Source organism: Syntrophobacterales bacterium, from assembly GCA_019429105.1.
Lineage (GTDB): Bacteria > Desulfobacterota > Syntrophia > Syntrophales > UBA5619 > DYTH01.
On the sequence record JAHYJE010000017.1, the window covers coordinates 15,488 to 39,971 of the forward strand.

Here is a 24,484-nt window from a genome sequence, read left to right on the forward strand (position 1 = left end):
ATAGTATTTTGCGAAAATTCCCAGCACCCGCCGTGTCAGTCGTTTCGTGTGCTCAATCGGCTGATACGGATCACTCAGGAATCAAAAGGGAATACGCCGCGAATCGCCACGCAGTCAAGCTTTTCACCAAGTCCGATTTTCAGAGCGATTCCCTAAAAAATAACGAATTATAAATCAACAAGTTATGCACGCATTTTCAGGTGAAATTTAAAATGGCGCAAATAGACAAGGGCCATCCTTTTACAGCGAGATGCCTGCCGCTTTCTCTGCGAAACGCCGGAATGTGCAGGAGCGTTTGAGCCGATTGAAATCAGGCATAGCTTTAGCAATCTTTAGGGCGTCGCGAAAATCCTCATAACAACGATGGGCGCCCAGTTCCTGGTTAAAGATTTTAGTGAGGCAAGTCTTTGGTTTTCTGACCCTCTCAGGGTCTTTATAATTTGTCAGCCTTCCCACCCGATGCGGATGTTTGCAAGACGCTATGAAACTCCGTATCGCCCTTATATCTGCTAACAGCCAGGCTTCAAGCTCTTCCTCTATGCAGACAAGGGCTACCTTGCTCAGCGGCACATTGCTGGATTGAAGCGACGAAAATATTTTCTGTCTGTCATTTTTTCGGCAAGGTTTGATATGTTTTTCCCGCCATGCCGGGTAGAGGTCCCAGATAATGACCACCTTGTCACAACTGTTAACCAATGTGGATGCAACAAGGCCGCAGTCCTCCAATAGATTCGTTTTGACATCCATATATTGAGAGACGATTTCGACACCAGGCCTTAATTTCTCCAGAAAATAGCGACACACCTGGCCGTCAGCCCCACCCCGCCCGCATTCAAAGATTAAGCCTACTCTCATCATTTAAGCCCGTGTTAGGTTTCCCATTGTGTAGAGCTTTCCAGGGGCAAATTTTCTTGCCCATTCAACTAAATCCTTGTTGTCTGCCGGTCTGCTGAAAACGGGGGAACCTTCCTCATCCCGTTCAACAACAACGATCTGCGAAAGCGGCAGAAGGTCCAAAAGATACGGTGAATGGGTCGTGGCAATGACCTGGCCCTTTCCCGTTTGAACGAACGTGCGAATTTCATTGATGATGAGATGAATTGTCCGCGGATCCAGACCGTTCTCAATTTCCTCTATAACTATGACGGACGGAGAATTAGGATGGCGGAGAAGACACAAGAGAGCCAAAACGCGTAGGGTCCCCTGAGACAATAACCAACCGGGCAGCTTATCGGCAAGGCCTTTTTCCTTTAAGGTCAAATAAAAATTTCGCTCCAATTCCGAGGTTATGGCCGGTTGCAGATCATCGGCGTAGGGCAGAACGCTTTGCAATGTTTCGATGATGCCGCGGAATGTCGAAACATCCGCATTTCTTATGCTTTCAAAATACTCTGCGATGTTGGCGCCGTCCTTCGATAATTCCACTCCCCCTTTTGTTCTCTTCTGAAGAACGGGATACTGCATCTGCTGTGGCAGAATGGTAAGGAATTGCCATGAGGAGGCAAGCATCTGCAGACGTTTATCACTACTTATTCTGTATTCAGAGAAAGAATCTCCCATCAAACCAATTTGGGGGCCTTCCTCAGGGGACTTAACCTTGAGTTCTCTGATGTCGATAGTGTTGCCTTGGCGATCCATATCGAGTAATAAATTAACTTCCACGGGAATATCACTGACAAGCCCGCGACGAAAAGTTCCTTTGATTTTAAAAGACATAGGATTAGAGGTCTTTCTATTCTTCTTCAATTTATGTTCAACCGCCTTGTTCCAGACGTGTTCAAAACCCCGCCACGGCTGAATAGCCGCGTCTATCCCGCTAAGAACAATTTGTTGAAACATCTCGAGTCCTTCGATCAAGCTGCTTTTTCCGGAGCCATTATTGCCGATAAAGACTGTGAGCGGAGTGAAGCGGATCACGCCGCTATCGCGAACGGCTTTAAAATTACTCAGGCGGAAAGATTGCAACGGCAATTTGGGCACACTCATTTTATTAACCCCCTTTCTACGTCCCGGTAGGCATTGGCGGCAGCAATACGCTCCGGGTCAGGCAAAAACAATTGGGAAAGTACATACAAGAATTCTTCTTCCGTCAAGCCGTACAGGTGGGCGACGAGACCATCGATCTGGGCCTCCAGCGGCAAGGTGAAGGCATCGGGATTCTGCCGTTTTGCGGCGATAATCTGGTCAACAAGTGTGATAAACTGCTCCTGAGCGGCCGGCAAGATTTTTTTTATCGGGATAAACGAGAGCGGCTTGTTAAAATATTCCCTGACTTTTCCCTTTGGTTTGCCGATAAATCCATAAAACCAGTCGATAAGCTTCGAATTCAGCAAGGATAAAACATATTTGATGTTTATCTTTTTATCAGTAATTACAATTGCTCGAATATCGCCACCATCGTTGAAGTATTGCTCATTATCAAAGGCAAAACGATTTCCCTCAGCCCTATAGGGGACAACAATTTTTTCCTTGGCGTCAAATATTTCTTTATTTCGGGGCCGATCGAATCTGTACCAGGGATATAATCCGCTTGCCACTTCATTCCGGTCTTGTAACGTGTCTTCATGCAACTTTAAATATGAATATGCCTGTGGGTATTTTTTTATATCCGTATGATTATCCACATAAATCAAACAATTTCCTCTGTCGCGAATTGCATATCTTCCAATATCGCCATTCTTTAAATTCCTTCTTAAAACCTCCTTTTCAATCCCCATTTCCTCTGCAAACTTGTTTGTAATTGTGAAAACAGTATTCTTCCCGGATTTCGATCCTTGTTCAATTCCTGCAATATCTCCAAGCAAGACGGAATCTTTTTTTAGTTTTTCAATAATCGATGAAGCCCGTTGATCTGCTATAATCCAATCATCTTTTAAATCCTCCCGTTTGATCGCAAAGGATCGTAGGTGTTTTTCAATGTCACTTGATGTTATTTTCTCATCCGAGGCTGCCTCAAAAAAGATGATTTCGCTGGGCATTGTCCCTTTGTAAGAAAAAGAGATGCAAGTATGAATACTTGCCGCATCAAATACCATGCGATCCTTGAAATTGATTGCCTTGGAAATATGGTCTTTTAGATAACGCCTCAAATTTCTGGCGTACTCGTTGCCGAGGAAATAGTTGGAAGTAATTAACGCGCAACAACCGTTTTCCCGTAAATGTTCGATACCCAGATAAATGAAGTAGTAAACAATATCATTATATCCGGTATGAATAACCTTGTAATGATCTGCCAGATAATTATATAGCTCTTTACCGATGGTGCTGACGTTAAAATATGGAGGATTGCCGATCACAATATCGAAACCATCCTGGACATTGAACATAGTTTCCATGTCGAAGAATCCGGCGGCATGGATGGGGTCGAAGGGGTTCCAGGAGGCGATCAGTCCGGCGTTTGTCGTGCTGTATTTGTTTTCGATAAGCGCCTTCTTTAACTCTTCCCTTTTTACTCTGTCGGCCTGTCGCAGTCTCTTTTTATCAGTGTATTTACGCGTATAGAACATCCTCTGCCGCAAATTCTTCAGCTCATCCTCAATAGTATAAACCTTGCCGCCTCCCAATTCGAGTTCCTGCTGGGGCTTGTCGATCCCGATAAGAGTGTTGGCAGCGACGAATTTGGTTTCAAGATTGGGCAGGGCCAGGATGTTGCGGTTAGGCCGCTCGTCTATCACCTTCTGGTCGACAATTAGAGAGATAAAAAACCGGAGTTTGGCGATCTGAACGGCGATGTTCTGGATATCCACGCCGTAGATGCAGTTTTCAATCAAAAAGAGCTTGCGGGTATAGTCCAGTTCATGCCGATTGCTGCTGAAAGCCTCTTCGATTGCCCGGACGCGCTGCTCAACATTCTCCAGTGTCCTTCTGCGGATATCTTCATCCTCCATTTTTTCCGCACGTTGCCGGTCGCGCATAGCCTTATCTAATTGGGCCTGTTCCCACTGCTTGTTATAGGGGTCGAGCTTTCCCAGAATGAAGACCATCTTGTGGAGAATACCCATCGGAAAAGCGCCGGAACCGCAAGCGGGATCGAGAATTTTACAGTTATTAATGGCCTCGATGAGGACGTTCACCTCTGCCGTGTCTGAATCCTTTTCATCTTTAAATAAATGTCCAGTCTCATTATACGAGAGAAGATGACTCAGTTTGTCATGAACGGCTTTTTTCTCCCCTGGAGAGAGTTTTTCAGGATTTGAAGACGATGCCGCTTCTTTATCGTAAAATTCTATTAATTGGTTTTCCAAATAATGCAGCAGACTTTCATCCACCATGTAGTTAACAATTTCGCGGGGAGTGTAAAAGGAACCAGTCTGCTTGCGTGCGGTTGTCTGAGTTTCGGGATTATAACTTGCCAGAAGATTTTCAAAGACCTTTCCCAGAAGTTCCGGGTCAAGAGCAATTTCCTCTTCCACCGGCGTGTTTTCCTCAATGGTAAACTTGTACTTTTCCAGAATGCGTATCAAGCCATTGACAGTGACATCCTTGTATTTAGGACTGCCATAATCTTCTGATAGATCAATATGGGTGTTCTCAGCAAAGAAAAGTTCATCAGGCACAACTGGCTGTTTGGTGAAGGTCGAAGAAAAACCGTCGATGCGAGTTTCTACATTCTTGCCATCGATGGTCTCAAAGGTATCGAGGCACTCGAAAAGACCGCCGTTGAGAAAAGGTATATCTTCAAAATACCTTATTGCCTCACCTTTTTCCTGAAAAAGGTCCTTATATCGAAATGCTGTCGGGATAGAATATTCCTCGGATACGCCTGATGCGCTTTTCTTGTTGGTAATAAAATGTCTACTGTCGGCAACATCCTTATTCATGTCCGTATTCAGGGTGGCGAAGAAGAGGTTCTGCAGAATGGCCTTATAATAACTGCTCGGATCACCGTTTTTGCTTAGTATTGGAGATTTTACCAGTATTCTTGCCAGCTCTGCTGTGTCAAAAAGAGTTGCCGAAATCAGGTTTTTTTCCTTCAAAAACCAGCAAAAAATGAGGCGAGTCAGCAACCGAATAACATTAAGTGAGCAATTATGATGTTCTGCCAATTTATGGGGATTTGGGTAGAGGACCCGTTTAACAGCCCAGAAGTGCCAGTCTGCAATTTCTTTGAAGAAACGCTTGTTTAATTCCAATGTGTCCAGTGTTTGCTGCCAAGCCCGTTGGAGTTCGACAAAATTTGTGAAGCCTTGACGATGGTGAAGTTGCTCGAAGGATAGATCGAAAAGTATTTCGACATGTCCCCGGTGCGGATTTTCAAAATTTATATCCTTAATGAGGGTGATCTTTTCCAGAACATCTTTGATTTCATCCCGTTTGTGCTGTCGGCGATTAATGACCGAGAGCGTAAGAAATTGGCCATATTTGAACAGAATCATTACCGGCATCGGGAACATGTGGTTCACTTCGCGTGTAATATTGCTCAGTTCCGTGCGGCTGTATTGGTCTTTGACTAATCCGATGGTGAAGAACAGGTAGGTCTCAATTACTGTGCGGTCAACTTTTACTGTATCAAACAGGGAAATTTGCTTGCGCACCTCTTCCTTGGAGAGCTGAAACAGCAAATCAACATATTCCCAGTCTTTCACCAAAGCTTTTTCTTCATTGAATTTAGCTTGAGTATCAACGAAAAATTCTTTGAATGTGGCATAGTTGGGTTTATCGAAGGGCGCCTGGCGTTCGGTATTATAGCCAAGCGTTTGAAAAAGATTGAGGGCGTTGGCAGACAGTTGTCCGTCGCTAAAGGAACCAAGGGAAGTAATAATTTTTTGTTTTACGTCCGGATTTGCCATTCACATTACCTCAATACCAGCCACGTTATCAGCTCAAAGTTATCAATTTCATTTATTTGTTTCGATCTGGGGATGATGAGCGCGCTTCTGTCGCTCAACAATTTCTGAGCGCCACGCTTTTTAAACACAATGATTATTTCCGCAACCGCCTTTTTCAGGAGATCGGCATATTTATCCATCCGCTGCCCATTATCGGTCTCGGTGTTGAAAAACTCGCATAGAGCACGGTAAGGCTCCGTTCGTCCCTGGCATAAAAGCCTGTATATTTCCAGTATCTGTTTGGCATTGGTGTAATTATACCGTACTGTGCCGTCATCGCGGATGTAAACGAGAAAATATGGCTGGAGGGGATTTATCGCTTCGTTTCCATCCGTCACACCTTTTTGTCTCAGGCAATAAAAAGCCCCGGGCTTGATAATTTCCCTCTCCGCCGGAGAAAAACTTCTGTTGTCGCTTGCAATTGAAGCTTCCTCTGCCGGCGAAGGTATGACTGCATAGAGGCCGAACGGCGCATTTTCCAGCTTTTGCCGATTGGCATTAATGTAACTGAGCAGTTCAATGCGGAAGTCATCGAGTGTAAAATCGGTAAGCGATACCGTTTCATCCATATCTTCCAGATCGAGAACCTCCTCCTGAAGTTTCTTGAGTTGGCGATTACGATATTTCAAGTCTTCAGATATTAGGTCTTCAAGCTGCTCCGTGTTGAGAATATTGTCTTCCCCGGTCGCCGTCATATCCACCAACGCCATGCGGGCTTCGACCCGTTCCTTGAGATTGATATAACTATCGAGGTCTTTTGTAGGCCAGAAATTAACCAATTGGATTTTTGCGTTTATACTTCCCAGGCGGTCAATGCGGCCAAAACGCTGGATGATGCGTACCGGATTCCAATGAATATCGTAGTTGATAAGAAAATCGCAGTCTTGCAGGTTCTGACCTTCGCTGATGCAGTCGGTGGCGATCAGGATGTCTATTTCCCCTTGCTGCGGCGCAGCTTTCATCTTTGCTCTGTTTTTGGATACTGGCGAGAAATTGGTTAAAATGCTGTCATAATCGCTTTTGCCGAAGGTCGTTTGCGTATATGTTCCCGTAATCAGGGCTGAATTAAGTTTCAAATCGGTTTTTATCCAACTTGATAAGTTGTCATGAAGATATTGAGCGGTATCAGCAAAAGCGGTAAAAATAAGGACTTTATTATTTCCGTTATTCGTCTGGCGCGCGATTTTGTCTCCAATGATTCTTTTCAATTCAAACAGTTTTGCATCCCGGTCCGGCGTCACGGCAAGGGCGTTATTATACAAATCTACAAGCGCGGCTTTATCCCGGCCTAAGTCCTCAAGCCATTCTTTAAGCTTCAAATCGGCAAGATCAAACTTGAGTTTTTTCCCTACCTGCCATTGATCGTGCTCTTCTCCGTTCTCTTCAAGTTCCTCTTCATCCGGTTCGGGCGCCTCCAGGGCTGTTTCCTGAGCAGGGATTTTCTGCTTCATGAAGGAATCAATCCTTTTCTCCAGGACTTCTATTTTTTGAATTGTCCTATCCAGCGAAATCTCAAATGATTCAATCGAACTCTCCAGCCTTTTGAGGTAATTAACCTTCATCATGCCAATCAAAAAGCTTTCACGATCGGCCTGCTTGAAAGCCAGAACTTCCGTTTTAGCTAATTCTTCGTACTTCTGCTCTTTTTCTTCTAATACATAAGCGGAAGGATTGAATATGGAGAATTTGTATTCTAAAATTTGCTTATTCAGACGGTCGTAGGTGGGAAATCTGCTCTTTAAATCAATGACCGGGTAAACTGAAGAAGGTTTTAGTCTTTCCGGAAATGAGCCGATCATTTCAAGTTTGTAGAACGATTTTATATGCTTGCGACTGCGCGCGATGGTCAATTCATCAAGCAGTTTGAAAAAAGCCGAATCGAGCCGCTCCAGCAAGTCTTTAAGGTTTCGGTGCGGATTCCTCTTGTGATCCGCCCAGTTGGTAAAATTTGTCTGGGCCGTTTTGAGGGTCAGGGAAATGTCTTTAATGCCGCAAGTCTCAAGCAGTGCGTCGTCCCTTCCCTCGGTAATCAGGGCAATTTGGTTCCTTAAATCCCGCAACGTATTATTGACGGGCGTCGCCGACAGCATCAACACCCTTGTTTTTACACCGGACTTGATTATCTTTTCCATGAGCCATTTGGCCCGATTCATTTTACTGGTTCCGTCCTCCTTTGCCCTCTCCACAGGATTGCCTCGGAAGTTGTGCGACTCATCAATGACAACAAGATCATAAGCGCCCCAATTGAAGTTGCCGAGTTCAACGCCGTTCGCATCGGACCTCCCGATCTCTCTCCCCATGTCCGTATGATAGAGGACTGTGTAGTTAAACCGATCTTTAACAAAAGGATTGAGGGCATGATTTTGGCCGGCCTGATAAATGGTCCAGTTTCCGGTAAGCTTTTTAGGGCAAAGAACGAGAACGCGGCTGTTTAAAAGCTCAAAATATTTGATAACAGCAAGGGCTTCATAGGTCTTGCCGAGCCCGACGCTGTCGGCAATTATACAGCCGTTGAGTTTTAATATCTTGTTGATAGCGCCCTTAACGCCGTCTTTTTGGAAGTTGTACAGGGTATTCCATATCTCACTTTCAAAGAAGCCGGTTTTTTCGTTAAGCAGTCCTCCTTTGGCCTGGTCATCGAGATAGTTTTCAAAAATATGATACAGCGTTTTGAAATAAATAAATTCAGGCTCATTCTCAGCAAAAAGCTGGGTAAGATACCTTAAAACATCATCTTTTACATCTTCTACAAGCCCGGTTGCGTCATTCCAGATGCCGTCAAACCACTGCTTTAATTCCTGCCGGTCCCGGTCGCTATCGATTATCATGTTCAGTTCTATATTGTTGTTTCCACCGAGGCCAAGACCATTGACGGTAAAGTTTGAGCTGCCGACAACCGCCTTCTCAATGCCGCTTTCCTGAATTACATGGTACATTTTGCCGTGCAGAAAATTGGGCTTAACCATTGAGCGGACATCGACTTTTTCCTTAATCCATTTTGAACAGGCGGCCGCAATTGATTTTTGCGTCAGCCTTTGTTCAAGGGGGATAATCAATTGATCATCTTCTATTTTAAAACTTCTATGATTATTTTTACTGGGATCTATCGATTTGATAAATGTTGGCTCGCCGAATAAAAACCGCAGCCGTTCTATTTTCTCAAGCTCCGCTTGCAAATGATGATAAGCGTAGATCGTGAAGTATGCGGAGACAATGGAAACGCTTGAGCTGCCTTTTACAATTTCCTTTAAGAAATCGCCTACATTGCCGTACTGATGATTATCTCTGATAGAGGCATTTGTCATCGGATTTTTACTCCAATCATTGCACAAAAAAAGTATTCCATATGAGCTAATTGCAAAACTCCGAACTCTGTCATTCCCGCGACGCTTCTGCGGGAAAGCGGAGCTTAATGTTCATAATGTAGACTTAAAAACCTCGAAAAATCAGATCCCCGATAAAAGAATTCGGGGATGACAGACGTTTTGCAATTACCGCTCTTGATATCATTCTTGAATAGGGCTTCCCTGAGGATGTCAGAAAACCGCTCACGCAGACTGTTTCCGGATTCATTTGTGAGAAAGGTTAGGTCAGACGACATTAAAAGGGTCTCCGACTGGATTAGATAAAGGGTTAAAGATCAAATATTTATGCAGGCGAGGATAATCAGATAAATCCCCCTTCGTCAAGGATTATTTGGGACTGTCAGCCAGTCAGCCGTTCATTCCGAATTCAACGATCCGGCAGCCGCCCCTGTTCATCCCATCCCCGCAGACGATAGTAATCCCCGATCATTCGCTTCAGGTCAGCCTTGGCGATCGCGTTGCCGCTTTCCGGCAGGGGTTCGTTATGAAAACGCTCCGGCAGCGAATCGTCATCCGGCGTCATTCCCTCTCGCAGGTTGAACGCTCGGCAGAGGGAGAGGACATGGTTGGCAAATTTGCCGATTTCCTCCTTCCCCCAGCCCAATCCGGTTGTCATGCGCACAATGCGGGAAAGTTCCTTCCAGGAATAAAGATCCCGGTAAAAACGACAGGTGATCAGGCAATCGGCAAGAAGCAGACGATCCTCGAAATCAATAAAGAGTTCCGCCTTCCCGGCGATCTGCTCGGGGGCAATCAGTCCTGCCAATTCCGCCTTGTAGAAGGTGGAGCGCAGGTGGCAGGCGCCCCGGTCGGAGGTGGCGTAGCCGAGCCCCATTCCCTTGAATACCCGCGGATCGTAGCCGGCCGGCTCCATTCCCTTGACGTGGATGGCGATTCCCTCCAGCCCCCACGCTTGTGCGGCGCCGCGAATCCCGTCGGCCAGCACGGCCCCTATTCCCCGACGATACGCGATCTGCGTGAGCAACTCGGCAATCGCGGCGGTATCGCCGTAAGCAAACTTTTCTTTTATCTTGTTGCGCCGCGAGGCCTCGATTGTCAGACCGGCCAGATTGCCGGCAGTGATCGTGTCTATTCCCAGCCGGTCGCAGAGGTCGTTCAAATAGATGATCTCCTCTATGCTTTTAATGACACACAAACCGCCGAAAGCATACAAGGTTTCATATTCCGGGCCTTCTATCTGCAACCCCTTGTGGGGGCCTACCTTGACCGTGCTGAGCCGTCCGCAGGCGATAAAACAGCGGGCGCAGGCCCGCGGGGTTACGTCGCACCGTTCGTTGAGCGATTCAGCGCTGATTGCCTCCCAGCCGTCGAGAACCCCTTTTGACCAGTATTGCGTCGGAAACCCCTGTGCCTTGTTCAATACCTCCACCATCATCGGCGTTCCCAGCTTCCGGTATTTGGCGGCCCCGGCGTCGGTTTTGCCCTTCTCCAGAATCTCCCGGGCAAAGGCTGCAACCTCGTCGGGAAAGGCGATGGGGCGTTTCCGCTTTCCATGAAAACAGAGGGCCTTGATCTTTTTTGAGCCCAGCACCGCCCCGACGCCGGTACGTCCCGCCGAGCGCCAGTAATCGTTTTCGATCAGCGCGAACCGGACCAGATTCTCCCCCGCCGGACCGATGACGAGAGCGGCGGCCCGTTGCGAGTCCCCGCCGGTGCGTTTTTTGCCGATCTTTTCGAGGACCTTGTCCTCCGTGGCGTAGGTGTCCAGGCCCCACAAATCCACCGCGGAATGAAAGCGGACGGTCTCGTCGCTGATCTCGAGAAAAATCGGTTCCAAAGAAGCGCCCCGGATGACGATCGCATCGTAGCCGGTGCGGCTGATTACCTCCGCCGCCTTGCCCCCGGAATATGATTCGGAATAAAGCCCTGTCTGCGGACTTTTAGTAAAAATTCCGTGACGGCAGGCGCCGTAAATCAGGGTATCGGCGACGGGGCCGACGGCGATGATCAGGTTATTCTCCGGGGCAAGGGGAGCGACGCCGGGCGGGTTTTCCTCCAGAAGCAACTTTGCGCCCAGCCCTTTTCCGCCGAGGGTTTCTTCCAGTTCCCCGTCGGATAACTCCCGGATCGAAAAGGAACGCTCGCCGACATCAATTTTTAAAATGAGATTGAAAAAACCGTACATCTGATTCTCCTGTAAAAGTTATTGTGCAATGTTTCATAGGTAAAAAGGTTTCTCTCTCAGGAAGCGTCTCCCCCTTCGTTGTGAGAAGGAAGCACTTCCTTAGTTGTTCTTATCAGACGTCGCGGTTGAACCGGGACTGCTTTCCCGCGATCTGATCGATATCAACCCTGACGACGGCAATGTTTACCACATCCTGTTTTGTCATGGTAAAGATTTTGTCCGTGTATTGATTTAAGATGATCCGGATTGCCCCGAGCTTTTCCTCGCTGTTCTCCAGGAAATGTGCACTTCCGTATCCGATCACGCTCCGGTAGCGCATGGTGAACGAACACGCGCGTTCCGCGGGGATGACCTCGCAGTCCGCTTCAAACTCAAAGCAGACCTGGGGATGCGTCTTAAGTATATCGATCTTCCTGCCCTCGGTTGCGCTGTGTAAATATATGCTCGTGCCGTCGTACCCAAAGGATAGAGGGACAATATAGGGCATTTCCCCATCATACAGGGCTATCCGGCAAACCAGGGATTTACGGATTATGGAATCGATAAGATTTCTATCGGTTATTTCTTTTTCCTGTCTTCTCATGATGTCTCTCCAATGTGCCAAGTTAATAAAGTTTTATTTTTTCAGGCTTTCCACATAAGCGGCGAAATCAACCTCGTTGGCGTAAAGGCCGCGTCCGTACACAAAATCGGTAGCCATTTTGTTTGCCGTAATTGCCTTTATGTAAGAGACAGGCGCCCGCTTCAGGATGGTGTCAAGGCCAAGCAGTTCCAGCAGGATGCGGGGCGCGTACTCCCTCATGATCTTTTCCCGTATTGCCGGATCGTCCGCCAAGGGGGATTCCCGGATGGAGTCGGCAAGCCGGTTGATCTTGTCGCTGATGGCGTTGGAGAGCGTCGTAAGCGCCGACTTGGTGTTCGTCCGTTCTTGCCACAACAGCTCAAACTCGGAGCGGGCATAGGTCCGGATAGTCTGAATGATCCATTCCACGTAGGCTTGACGGAACGGCGAAATCTTGTCTTTTTGCACACGCAGATACTTGTTGTACTCCTCGTCGCTCATGGCAAGCGATACGAAAACCTCGAACGAAGAGGATGTTACACCGCCCTTGTTCGTGGATGCATCCTTGATCACGACAATGCCCTGCTCTTCAAGTCTGAGTCGGGCGTCTTCCGTAATGAAGAGGTTGGCGCCCTCCACGATGAATCTGAATTTGGGCCGTCCCCGGTCGTCAAGCAGGGATTTCCAGTTGCCAATGTTGATTGCGCCCGGCCGTCCCCCGCAAGGCACGAACAGATCGGCGACGGCGTATTTCCCCAGATGAAAATTATTGCGGAACTCCTCTCCGTTTTTTACCAGCTCTCCGTCTGGCAAGGAGACGTCTCGGTCGTTTACGGAAATGAAGAAGCCTTCTCTGGAAAGTTTTTCCCGGTCGAACTTCTCGACCATGACCCGTTTTTGTGCAAGGCGGATGAGTTCTTCCCGGTTTAGCCCCCGGGAATCGTAGAGAACGCCGCTTCCGTCGACGATTGCAATAGTCTGGTCCTTAGAGATGAGTATCTCGTTGCTGCCCAGATCACCATCCGGTCCGCCTGTCTGTATCTTGACGACGTCCTCTTCCCTCAGTCCGTGTTTTTTCAGGACTCCGAGGACGTATTCATGAATTCCGTTTGTGGTCATTCCGAACAGGTCATGGGGAATCCCGCCCAGCTCCGGCGTTTTCCCGGTGCTGAACGCCTTCCAGAAGGGGTACCCGCGCGATCGGGCATGGAGGGCGGCCCAATCCATGAATCCGGCGCTTCCCTCATCGGGACCGAAAAAAAGAATCTCCCGCACCTGTGTGTTTCCCTTTTCGTCGGTTTCTATGAGCAAATCGAGCAGACCGTCGATGTAATCCTTGAAAGCCCGCTCGGCAAACTCCTGACTGTTGCGGTTAAGCAGAATTGTCCCCTTTGCTCCTCCTTCGGGTATATCCTTGTTCTTTCGCTGCTGGGTAAGGGCCAGATTGTAATTTTCCGTGAATATCGTGTCGATGTTGTGGGCGTACAGGTCAATGGAAGGCGATTTGACGATGCGGATGCCGCCCCTGGCGATGTCCCGGAAACGCACATGGAAACCATGAAAATCATGTCCGATGAGTAAAAAGAGTCCGAAAATTTTTTCCGGAAAATCGACAGGATCGACGATTCCCGGATCCAGACGGTACGCCATGCATGCCTTTTCTTTATTATAGAAATTTGTCTTCTGTATCGAATTATTGAACATGAGAAAGTAATTGAGGATGGCTCGTTCCTTTCCGTAAAGAACCTCCCGTTCAAGCGTCCGGCGTATGTGTTTTTCCGTTTCTACGCACAGCTCTTGATTCCCTCCTTTGAAACGAAGTTCGAAGTGGTTGAAGAGCATCTCCACGACTTTCAGATGTTTTGCGATAGTATCTGAGATGCGCGTGGTAGAATAGGTATCCTTGATCAGGTGCATCTTCATGTTATATGCGATTCCGCGAGCCTCGGGCTGGTCTTTCAAAGCCCGCAGAAGAATCTGGTATTCCTCTGTCAGCAGGGAAAGGAAATGGTGAGTAAACGCGGCGGCCGAGATTGCGTACATCGTCGTTTGCGCAGAAATGAGGCCGTCGTGGAACAGGGCAGTTACCGGATCATCCGGCAGCATCAGAGAGACGTTGATGCTGCGGGTCAGGTCTCCGACGACATTGTCGGGCAATCTGGAAAAATAGAAACTGGCGATCTTCTTCTCATCGGCGAATGGTTCCACATATTTGCGTCTGATCGTGAGCCCGCAGCTTACCACCAGATGCGCGAAGGTCGTTAGCAACCGGCGCTGTTGACTGCCTTTCACGCCGATCATGATCCGCGTCTCGTCAGTCTCCGGTTTTAAGGAAACCGAGATATGCGGCACCTCCATGGTGTTCATTCTCTCCCAAAACTCGCGGTAACGGGTCACGGTCTCCGGGACGGCGCGGGAGAAAAAGGCAACATCGGCCGCACCTTCAAAGGATAAAACCGCCCCCTTCTTATTTTCAGCAGTGAAGGCGGGTTTTGTCAGAACATAGAAACGGAAAGGACTATTACGTGCAGTCTTCCGTGTGATGTAGCTTTCCAGGTGAAAGGCCGGATAATTCTTTTCGATCCGTTCCTCGATTTCCAGTGTCTTTTGGTTTACATCATCCACGATATAGACGGCCTGATCCTCACGCTCGCTGATGAGCTGCGCCCCTGAGCCGCCGCCGTGCCGGGCGATGAACTCCGAGGCGCTCAGGGAAATCAGTTGCCGGGCTATGTCGGTTTCAGAGGTCGTGCGGAAATAATACTCGTCGAGGCCGAGATCAATGATGAACCACTCCATTTCGCGGCGCGCCTTTTCCGGATTCATATAGCCGGTATTGACGATATATTCTTCAATACGAACAAGCTTATCCAGAGAAAGAATGCTCCGCGCGGCGATATCGTTCAGACTGCTCATGACTTTTCCCCGGAGCTCCAGATGGCTCTATGTTTAAATTACTTTTTATCAAGCGAGGCAAAGGCCTCGTCGAGAATGCCGATCCCCTTCGACAGTTGCTCATCGGTGATTACAAGAGGCATCAGGATGCGTATCACGTTGCCGTACTGGCCGCAAGAGAGAATATTTAGCCTCTTTTCGAAGGCGTATTTTACGACCGCGGCCGTTTCTTCCGGAGCCGGCTCTTTCGTTTTGCGGCTCTTTACCAGTTCCAGTGCAAGCATGGAACCGATCCCCCGCACCTCTCCGATCACATCGTGTTTGCTCTTGAGTTCATCCAGATATTTACTGAGTTTCTTGCCGAGTTTCTCGCTTTTGTCAATGATTTTTTCTTCCTCATAGATGTCCAGTACCGCCAGCGCCGCTGCGCAGCTCACCGGGTTGCCTCCAAAGGTGCTGCCGATGCCTCCTTTATGTACGGAGTCCATGATTTCCTGTTTTCCCACCACGGCGGAAAGTGGCATGCCGGCTGTCAGGCTCTTGGCTACGGTTATCATATCAGGTTCTACGCCCCAATGCTCAATGGCCCACATTTTACCGCCAGTCCTGGCCATTCCGGACTGTATCTCGTCGGCGATGAAGAGAATGCTGTTATCTTTGCATATTTTGGCAAGCTTCGGGAAATATTCTTTGGGCGGGGTGATGAATCCGCCCTCGCCCTGAACAGGTTCGACAACGACGGCGGCGATCATTTCGGGTGCGATCTTGCCGAAAAAGTCCTGCAGGGAGTCCGCGCACGCACAGTTGCACTTGGGATAGGTAATACCGAGAGGGCAACGGTAGCAGTAACCATTCGGGATGTGGTAAACTTCAGGCGCGAATGGCCCGAACCCTAACTTGTAGGGATTTGCCTTGCTGGTCATGGTCATGCCGAGCAGGGTTCTGCCGTGGAAGGCGTGATCCAAAACGACGATCCCCTGCTTTTTGGTGTAGTAGCGGGCGATCTTCACCGCGTTTTCGACCGCCTCAACGCCGCTGTTGGCGAAGTAGGCGCGCTTGGGGGATTTGCCCGGGGCGAGTTTACAGAGTCTTTCCGCCAGCTTCACGGCGGTCTCATAAGGCGTTACCATGAAGCAGGTGTGGGTAAACTTTTCGGCCTGTTCCTGGATGGCCTTGATTACCTGCGGATGGGAGTGACCGACGTTCATCACGCCGATGCCGCCGCCGAAATCGATGTACTCGTTGCCTTCCACGTCGTAGAGCAGGGCCCCTTTTGCCGATGCAATGTATGCTGGTTTGGCGCTGGAAAAACCCTTTGCCATAACGGTGTTTCTCAATTTATCGATTGATTTGTTCGTGGCTTTCATCTCGTTGTTTCCTCCTTAATCTTCCGTTCTTGCCTTTATGCTCCGAAGAAACAGTTCTTGTTCCCCAGTGAAAGCAGGCACAGTCTTGAAAATTCTCAGGTATTCCTCTATGTCCGATTTCTGAATGACCTCAAATATCTCCGGGACAAGGCATCCACGGGGAACGAGAGACGTCCATTTTCGATGATGTTAAACGCTACTGAAAAGCATTTTATATGCCAAAATTTGATGAATGGTTTTAGTGGAAAGAATACCCCGGTTTCTCGCGGGATATATTTGATTAACTCGCGAGCATCTTTCAAAAATTTCATCGAGGCCCTTTATTCGCAGACTTGATTGGAGGAGCAAAAATAAGTGAAGGCACTAAGGATATATGCGTTTATACATCAAAAACATTTTATGTTTGTCTTTTTATTTTTAAGATATTGAAATATATACGATATAAATGCATGCAGGATGACATCTATTTATGCAATAGCGCATCAGGGCGCAACTTCGAATATTTTTTACTTTTTCTGGAAACTGTTGCCTGATCTATCTTCAGTATTCGTGCGGCTTCCCGCTGAGAACCGTATTGTTTAATTGTCCGTTGGATAATCTCACATTCACATTTTTCCAGAGCTTCCTTGAGGGGGAGGCCTTCGAATAACAATGAGGCGGGTACTGTTGGGGGGGGGTACTTTTCGGTAAGATAGCCAGGCAACTCCCGCAACTCAACGTAGTCATTGTCGGTTGAAACAACTAAACGTTCAATTAGGTTGGCCAGTTCGCGGATATTCCCCGGGAAACCATAGTTGCAAAGAGCATCGATTGCTCCGGGAGAGAGGATCTTTTTTCTCTTGTAGGCTTTGTTGAATTTTCTCAGATAATGAAAAGCTATGGGTAAAATATCATCCGTCCTTTCCTTTAGCGAGGGGATATGGATGGGAACGACGTTTAGCCTGTAATACAGGTCTGCCCTGAAATTTTTAGAGGCTACCATTTCTTCGATCTGCCTGTTTGTTGCCGCAATAATCCGCACATCAATTTCCTTTGATTCTGTTCCCCCGACGTTAGTTATTTTGTGATCCTCCAAAAATCGTAAAAGCGTTGATTGGGAGGCAAACGGAATTTCCCCGATTTCGTCCAGAAAGAGGGTTCCTTTGTTGGCAAGTTCGAATAATCCAAGTTTCCCTTCCGCCTTTGCCCCGGTAAAGGCCCCTTTTTCGTATCCAAACAATTCCGATTCAATCAGAGAATCTGGAATGCCCGTAAGATCAACGCGAATGAACGGGCACTTGCTCCGATCCGATTGCTTGTGGATTAAGGTAGCGATGATGCCTTTTCCTACCCCTGATTCTCCAAGAAGCAAAACAGTTGAGTCAACTTGGGCCACCCGCATCGCCATTTCAATGATTCTCTGCATTTCTGCACTGCGGAAAATAATGTTCGCGAGGTCGGCCGCTTCCTGTTGAAGATTGGAAAGCCTTGAGATGTAGCCTTTCGCCAGCGCCTGCGCTTCCTGGAGCTGGCTTCTCAGATTATCCAGCTCGGTTATGTCCCGGTCGTTTGTTACAACAAAAACAATGTCTCCCTTGTCATTGAAAATTGGGTTGCCGGTAACCAGGATTTTTTTATCTCCATGAGCCCGTTGAATCATCGTTACGGGGGCCTTTTTCTGGAGAACTTCTAACGTCACTGACTTGTCGAACAGGCCTGCACGTACCAGTTCCCTCATGTTTTTCCCGATAATATTCGCAGCCTCCACCCCGTTAATCCGTTCCGACGCCTTGTTGAGCATAAGCGCGTTGCCTTCGTGATCACATATCCAGAGGCCATCATAGGACGAATTGATGATAGTATCCAGCCAGCTTTTCATATTCTTGAACATATCCAGTTCTTTGGAAATAGTTTCAATGTCGGAGATGTCATGAAAAACGCTGACGACGCCGGTAATCGCTCCGTTTTTCATGAGCGGGTTGATATTGGAAATGAGGTTTACCTCTTTGCCTTTGAGTTTTTCTCCGTGGAAGGGCTTCCCTGTTTTCAGGGATTCGAGGATTTTCCCGCCCGTATTTGGCAGAATATCAAGTATGTATTGACCCAAAGCATCACGAGCAGGTGTTTTGAATATCCGTTCTGCTGTTTTATTAAAATATGCGATAATGCCTTCGGCATTGATCGCGATAATGCCGTTATAAATTGAATCCAGCAACAGGCTATAGTCTAAAAAAATCGGTTTTTCCATTTTCCCCTTCTGTCCTTGATGAGAAAATTTTCCATAAATCGGGCCGCCATCATTACTGGCAATGGACATAGTTTTAAATTGAAAATTTCAGTCTGGTTCCTGTTGTGTAAAAATTCCCAAGGGGGTGTCTTACAAAACACGGAAGCTTGACAGTGAGAGTAAACACGAAAAGAAGAAAAACACAAGGCTGTCTGTAAAAAATAAAATTGGCTGCCTGTCGAAAGAAAAAGCAGTTATACGCACACGCCAGCCGCCATCAAGATGCACGCCTTCCTCGCTCTGCGGGGAGTATTCCGTCGTTTATCAGCCTGACTGCCGGCAACGTACACGATGTCAATGTCCGGGATATCCTCCCGCTGGAAAAAGATGCCTGCAAGCAATAACCGGAACCATGTCCATCCAACCGGTTAAATCATTCAACAATTAACCGGACGGGCGTGATGCACAATCTCTATTGACAAATCATAATATTTTGAATACCCATGCACGCCGGAAAAATTTCGCATCTCTTGCGTGGGAACAGACTCCGTCCGCGGGGTAAAGATCGTTTCCCCGGAATGCCGGCGGCAGCTCTTTTTATTAAAGAAGGAAACGGGTGCAGGGTTAGCCTGACCAGACATCCGTAAACCATGAAGGACAATGCCATGAAGAAGTTCACCGACCTTATCAGCCCTACAACGATACATAATGAAATAAATGCTTGACAAATGGGTCTGACTCTGTTACTTGTTTAAAAAAACAAGGACAGGAGGTAGGCCATGATACCGGAAAATCGTGTTGAGAATGGTAGCTTTCCCATCCCGAAACTGTTTATTGACAAAGAGGATATTACCCTTTTTATGGAGGACTTCAAGGGATTTCACGCCCATTTTGCCGATTGTTTTTCCCGTGAGGAACCGCGGGAAAACTTTTATCAGTACATGGCAGGCCAGATGAGCCAACTGGAGAGAAAATCCATCGAGCCGATCGCCCTGAACGTGGAGAGCGCCAAGGTTCGGGCCATGCAGCACTTTGTTAGCGATATCGTCTGGGAGGAGGAGCGGATTCTTTCCAGATACCACGGTCTGGTGTTCGATGATCTTGGCGATGCCGAGGGGGTGCTGATTATCGACGAATCGGGCTTTGTGAAGAAGGGGAATGATTCCGTCGGAGTTTCCCGGCAGTACTGCGGCAATGTCGGAAAAGTGGAGAACTGCCAGGTAGGGGTCTATGCGGCTTATGCTTCGCGCCACGGCTACGGTTTCCTGGACAACCGACTGTTCATTCCGGAGAAGTGGTTCGGCTCGGATTACGCCGAGCGCCGGGAGAAGTGCAGACTTCCTGCCGAGATTTCTTTCAAGACGAAACCACAGTTGGCTGTGGAGATGCTCGAGAAGATTGTTGGCGAGGGGGTGATTCCTTTCCGATATGTGGTAGCGGATTCGATTTACGGGAACAGCCCGGAGTTTCTGGAGGCGGTAGAAAAGATTCCTGGAGTGTCGTTCCTTGTCGCCCTTCCCCATGACACCCTCTGCTGGCTGCAAAACCCGGCCACGATGGAGAAGTCCTACCGGTATGGCGGGGAGAAGAGGACGAAACGGATCCTTGTTGAAACTGAGAAGAAGCCTATCACTTTTGATAAGATCGCCAAGGGGACGAACGACTACTTCTGGTATCGCAGGACGGTTTCCGAAGGGACGAAGGGGCCAGTGTCCTATGAGTTTATGAAGCGCCGGATTGTTCTTTGTAAAGACGCGCAGCCCTACCGGACGGTTTGGCTTATCGTTCGCAGGACTCTTGGAGAAGGTGCCGTTTATTCCTACTTCATCTCGAACGCAAACAGATCCGCCCACTTGAATAACTTCGTCTGGCTCTCGGGAGTTCGCTGGGCCATCGAGCAGTGCTTTGAGGAGGCCAAATCCGATCTCGGGATGGATCACTACGAGGTGAGGAAGTTTCCCGGGTGGCGACACCATATGTTGACCTGCATGCTGGCTCATTTTTTCCTCTGGCACATGAGAATCCGGTGGGGGAAAAAAAGCACCAGCTATTACGCTGTCGCAGCTTAGGCTGCTCATCAGCGCAGTCTTGCCCATGAAAAAGTTGGATCTTATTGATCTCATTAACCTTGTCTCATGGATACAGATGAAGAACCATCGGGCTTATCTCTCTCATCGGAAACGAAAACTTGCTGCGTTGGAAGCTGAACATTATGTATCGTTGTAGGGTTAAAAGCCTCGAAAAATCAGATCCCCGATAAAAGAATTCGGGGATGACAGACGTTTTGCAATTACCGCTCTTGATATCATTCTTGAATAGGGCTTCCTTGAGGATGTCAGAAAACCGCTCACGCAATCAATCCTTATAATTGTTATTTTTGCCAGATCATTCTCACTCAAGACAACGATTTTGTCCGTATATTGACTGATGATTGTCCGGAGCGCCGCGCTTCTCTCTTCAATATCATCGATAAAACAAGCAGTTCCGTAGCCGATCACGCTTTTGTAGCGCATGGTGAACGAACAGGCCCGGGGAGTGGGGATAACCTCGCAGTCCGTTTCAAACTCAAAGCAAACAAGGGGATTGCCCTTGAGTATCTCGATTTTTCTTCCTTCTTTGGCACTGTGCAGGTAGATGTTTTTCCCGTCATAGCCAAATGACATGGGGATGACATAGGGCATCTTGCCGTCGCACAGGGCTATCCGGCAGGCGAGGGATTGGTGGATAATGGAATCAATCAGCTGCCGCTCTGTTATTTCCTTGTCCGCTCTTCTCATTGGTTCTCTCCAGTTGCAGCTTGGTAATTTACGCCTGGTTCCGGCAATCCATGTCTATATTTCCCCCGTTCGGCAATGTCATGCTTGCTTCCCATCTACCCGCCTGCTCCTCCGAAAAAGAAAAATTTCCTTGACGGACGGCGTCCGTTCTTTCTATATACCCGGCGCGCAAATGGTCAATTATTTTTTCATTAGCCATTTGTAAAAAACTTGCAGCAGCAACTTTGGCAACAGGCGATAAGAGAAGATAGTATGGAAAAAAGCAGGACGGCAATCAGACCAGGGATGCCCATCGATGTGGTGGAGCAGGACAGACACATGAAGTCCATCGCCTATGACGTAATAGACCGCCGGATCATTATTGCCCAAACCGCCCCTCCGCTTACCAAATATAATTTAAACCGGGAAATAACGCTAACCTTTATTCTCAAGCAAGGGGGAACCCCCTTTCGTTATGGTTCGCAGGCCAGGGTAACCGATTTTATCCCCAATTACAAGCTGGCTTCCACCGAGGTTATGGCCGTCGGTCTTGAACGTACAACCAACCCGGAAATATGCAACCTGCGAATGGATTTTCGCGTCCATTCCCCCGCCGACAGCAATTTCGCCATTGAAATGGAAGGCAGAAAACTCGGCATCATCGATGTTTCCTCCGGCGGATTTCGGTTCAGCTATCGGGGCGATGATTTACCGGGGATCAATGAAGATGTTGAAATGACCATGATTATAGATAGCGATTCTTTACGGCTGAAGGCAAATGTTTTGCGGATAACGACGCCCCTGCCTCATGACCGCAGCCTGCGCCATGTTTGTGTAAAATTTGTCGGCAGCAGCAGGGAGTATGAACGGCATCTAATGAAGAAAATAATAGAAATTCAGCGGAAACTGTTAAATGAAGGAAAACTTCCTTAGTCTTCGCCAATAACGCTCCACAGCGCACAAGAAAGGATCAGCTATGAACATAATTGTTTCCGGATCGCTTGCCTATGACCGCATCATGTCTTTTCCCGGACATTTTTCCGACCATATACTGCCTGACAAGATACACGTTCTGAACGTCTGCTTTCAGGTAAACGGGATGAAGGAAAAGTATGGCGGCACCGCGGGAAATATTGCCTACTCCCTGGGATTGATGGGTGAAAAGCCGATCATCTCGGCGACGATCGGTCAGGACTATGCGCGCTACTTCGCTTGGCTTGCCCGGAACGGGATATCAACGGAGGCCATAAAAATCATCGAAGAGGAATTCACCGCCGGGGCCTATATCACGACCGACCTTGCCGACAATCAGATTACCGGGTTCAACCCTGGCGCCATGCAGCATCCCGCCGGCATGAATTTTGAGGGCATGAAGGCGGAAGAGACCATTGTTATCGTCTCTCCCGGCAATATGGATGATATGATCAATTACCCAACCGCCTGCAAGCAAAAGGGAATCAGTTACATATTTGATCCCGGGCAATCGCTGCCTGTCTGGGATGCAAACGAACTGCTCCGGGCGATCTCGGGCTGTAAAATACTGATCGTCAACGACTACGAACTGGAGCTTATCGTCAATAAAACAGGGATGAAGCAAAAAGACCTGCTGGAACTGGCCGGCGCGATCATAACCACGTTGGGAGAAGCAGGTTCACGGATATCCACCAAGGAGGGCGATATAAGCATTGCTCCGGCAAAGACGAGAAGGGTTACCGACCCGACCGGGGCCGGCGACTCCTACCGGGGAGGGCTGATCAGCGGGCTTGTCCGGGGACTGGAACTTGAACAGAGCGCGAAAATGGGAAGCGTCTGCGCGTCGTTCGCGGTGGAGTGTTACGGCACTCAGGAATACAGTTTTAAGCCTGATGAATTTACCGAAAGGCTGACCGGACGCGACGGAGCGCGTCCCTCCATTTTATGAACATTAAGCTCCGCTTTGTGAACATTAAGCTCCGCTTTGTGAACATTAAGCTCCGCTTTCGGGCATGACACGGAGTTTTGCAATTACCTCTACGTTTTCAGCTTTCGTCGCGCCGCCCCGCGCTTGGGGGCTTTAAGCAGCGTTCACGATAACGTAATGCTTCTTTCCCTTGCGCAGCCTTATTTCACCCTGCGCGTCGGCGTCGGCCAGGGAAATCTTTTCATCAAAGGCCTTGATCTGCCGGTCGCCTACATAACCGCCCCCCTGCGAGAGCAGGCGTCTGGCCTCTCCGCGCGAGGAACACAAGCCTGCTTCCTGAAAAAGTTCGAAAGCGGGAATGCCCGCCTCCAGCTCAGCCCGGCTTTTTGGAAATGACGTAATCGCGTCGGTATCCAGTCCTGCGGCTGTGCGCGGTATGGAGCTTGCGGGGAATAACCCTGCTTCTACCGGCTTTAAGCCGAAGGCGCCGGCGGATGCCTTCCAGGCGGCGGTCGCTGCCTCCTCGCCATGGGTGATCCTTGTTGCCTCGAAGGCCAGCACCGTCTTGGCCATGTTCAGGCGGGCATCGGCCAGCCCTTGCACCGCGTCAATTTCTTCCCTCGGCAGGAAGGTGAAGAGGGAAAGAAAACGCGCCACATCGGCATCTTCCGTGTTGATCCAGAACTGGTAATATTCGTAAGGGGAGGTAAGAGCAGCATCTAACCAGACGGTCCCCTTCTCCGTTTTTCCCATCTTGTGCCCCTGGGAGGTGGTGATCAGCGGGAAGGTGAGGCTGTAGGCCTTTTTTTCTTCCATCCGGCGGATAAGGTCAATGCCGGCAACCATATTGCCCCACTGATCGTTTCCCCCCATCTGCATCAGGCAATCCCAGTTTTTGAAGAGATGCAGAAAGTCGTAAGACTGGAGAAGCATGTAGTTGAATTCAATGAAATTCAACCCCTTTTCCAGACGCATCCGGTAGCTCTCGGCGGCGAGCATCCGGTTGACACTGAAGTGCCGTCCGATATCTCTCAAAAATTCTATATAGTTGAGCGGCGTCAACCAGTCGGCGTTATTGAGCAGCAGCGCCTTGCCTTCACTGAAATCCAGATAGCGGGAGAGCTGTTTTTTAATGCCCTCCGCATTGGCGTTGATCTGTTCCCGGGAGAGGATCTTGCGCATCTCGGTTTTCCCCGACGGATCGCCGATCAGCGCGGTGCCGCCTCCTACAAGCGCGATGGGGCGGTGACCTTGTCGTTGCATGTGGGCCAGGGCCATGATCGGGACGAGCGAACCGATATGCAGCGAAGCCGCCGTCGGATCAAAGCCGATATAACAGGTTATGGATTTCTCCCGAAGGAGCTCCGCTATTTCCGCTTCGTCGGTGATCTGTTCGATAAAACCCCGTTCTCGGAATATGTCGTAAACGCTTCTCAAAACTCTTTTCCTCATGACTTTC

Annotated in this window: 14 protein-coding genes; 3 read left to right on the forward strand and 11 right to left on the reverse strand. The window is 48.5% G+C overall.

What is annotated here, in order from left to right; all coding sequences use genetic code 11:
- Positions 1-240 precede the first annotated feature (240 nt).
- From K0B01_07475 to K0B01_07515, 9 genes are all read right to left on the reverse strand, one after another.
- Positions 241-858: a DUF4276 family protein gene (locus K0B01_07475; protein MBW6485968.1), complete on the reverse strand. Its 618-nt coding sequence runs from the start codon at positions 856-858 to the stop codon at positions 241-243.
- Positions 859-1,986, reverse strand: a complete 1,128-nt coding sequence (locus K0B01_07480; GenBank protein ID MBW6485969.1) for an ATP-binding protein — start codon at positions 1,984-1,986, stop codon at positions 859-861.
- Positions 1,983-5,789 (reverse strand): N-6 DNA methylase, encoded by a 3,807-nt coding sequence (locus K0B01_07485; GenBank protein ID MBW6485970.1) that lies wholly within the window; start codon positions 5,787-5,789, stop codon positions 1,983-1,985. The genes K0B01_07480 and K0B01_07485 overlap by 4 nt, the downstream gene beginning before the upstream one ends.
- A 5-nt stretch (positions 5,790-5,794) precedes the next feature.
- Complete coding sequence (locus tag K0B01_07490; protein MBW6485971.1) at positions 5,795-9,133, reverse strand: ATP-dependent helicase; 3,339 nt, start codon at positions 9,131-9,133, stop codon at positions 5,795-5,797.
- 427 nt (positions 9,134-9,560) lie between these two features.
- The gene (locus K0B01_07495) at positions 9,561-11,339 is read right to left on the reverse strand and encodes an aldehyde ferredoxin oxidoreductase family protein (GenBank protein MBW6485972.1); all 1,779 of its coding nucleotides are present in this window, start codon (positions 11,337-11,339) and stop codon (positions 9,561-9,563) included.
- Positions 11,340-11,451: 112 nt separating this feature from the next.
- Positions 11,452-11,922: a pyridoxamine 5'-phosphate oxidase family protein gene (locus tag K0B01_07500; GenBank protein ID MBW6485973.1), complete on the reverse strand. Its 471-nt coding sequence runs from the start codon at positions 11,920-11,922 to the stop codon at positions 11,452-11,454.
- Between the two features lie 33 nt (positions 11,923-11,955).
- Positions 11,956-14,817: an NAD-glutamate dehydrogenase gene (locus K0B01_07505; GenBank protein ID MBW6485974.1), complete on the reverse strand. Its 2,862-nt coding sequence runs from the start codon at positions 14,815-14,817 to the stop codon at positions 11,956-11,958.
- A gap of 38 nt (positions 14,818-14,855) precedes the next feature.
- Positions 14,856-16,163 carry a 4-aminobutyrate--2-oxoglutarate transaminase gene (gabT, locus tag K0B01_07510; GenBank protein MBW6485975.1) on the reverse strand — a complete coding sequence of 436 codons (1,308 nt, stop codon included), beginning with the start codon at positions 16,161-16,163 and terminating at the stop codon, positions 14,856-14,858.
- Positions 16,164-16,626: 463 nt separating this feature from the next.
- Positions 16,627-18,390 (reverse strand): sigma 54-interacting transcriptional regulator, encoded by a 1,764-nt coding sequence (locus tag K0B01_07515; protein ID MBW6485976.1) that lies wholly within the window; start codon positions 18,388-18,390, stop codon positions 16,627-16,629.
- Positions 18,391-19,148: 758 nt separating this feature from the next.
- On the opposite strand from K0B01_07515, the gene K0B01_07520 reads away from it, so the two are divergent.
- Positions 19,149-20,438: an IS701 family transposase gene (locus K0B01_07520; protein MBW6485977.1), complete on the forward strand. Its 1,290-nt coding sequence runs from the start codon at positions 19,149-19,151 to the stop codon at positions 20,436-20,438.
- 159 nt (positions 20,439-20,597) lie between these two features.
- Here K0B01_07520 and K0B01_07525 read toward each other — a convergent pair whose 3' ends face one another.
- Complete coding sequence (locus K0B01_07525; protein MBW6485978.1) at positions 20,598-21,146, reverse strand: pyridoxamine 5'-phosphate oxidase family protein; 549 nt, start codon at positions 21,144-21,146, stop codon at positions 20,598-20,600.
- Positions 21,147-21,398: 252 nt separating this feature from the next.
- Here K0B01_07525 and K0B01_07530 point away from each other — a divergent pair, with 252 nt between their 5' ends.
- Positions 21,399-22,058, forward strand: a complete 660-nt coding sequence (locus K0B01_07530) for a PilZ domain-containing protein (GenBank protein ID MBW6485979.1) — start codon at positions 21,399-21,401, stop codon at positions 22,056-22,058.
- A gap of 43 nt (positions 22,059-22,101) precedes the next feature.
- Positions 22,102-23,046, forward strand: coding sequence for a carbohydrate kinase family protein (locus K0B01_07535; GenBank protein ID MBW6485980.1), 945 nt, complete (start codon positions 22,102-22,104; stop codon positions 23,044-23,046).
- Between the two features lie 132 nt (positions 23,047-23,178).
- On the opposite strand, the gene tyrS is transcribed toward K0B01_07535, so the two are convergent.
- Positions 23,179-24,477, reverse strand: coding sequence for a tyrosine--tRNA ligase (tyrS, locus tag K0B01_07540; GenBank protein ID MBW6485981.1), 1,299 nt, complete (start codon positions 24,475-24,477; stop codon positions 23,179-23,181).
- Positions 24,478-24,484: the final 7 nt, after the last annotated feature.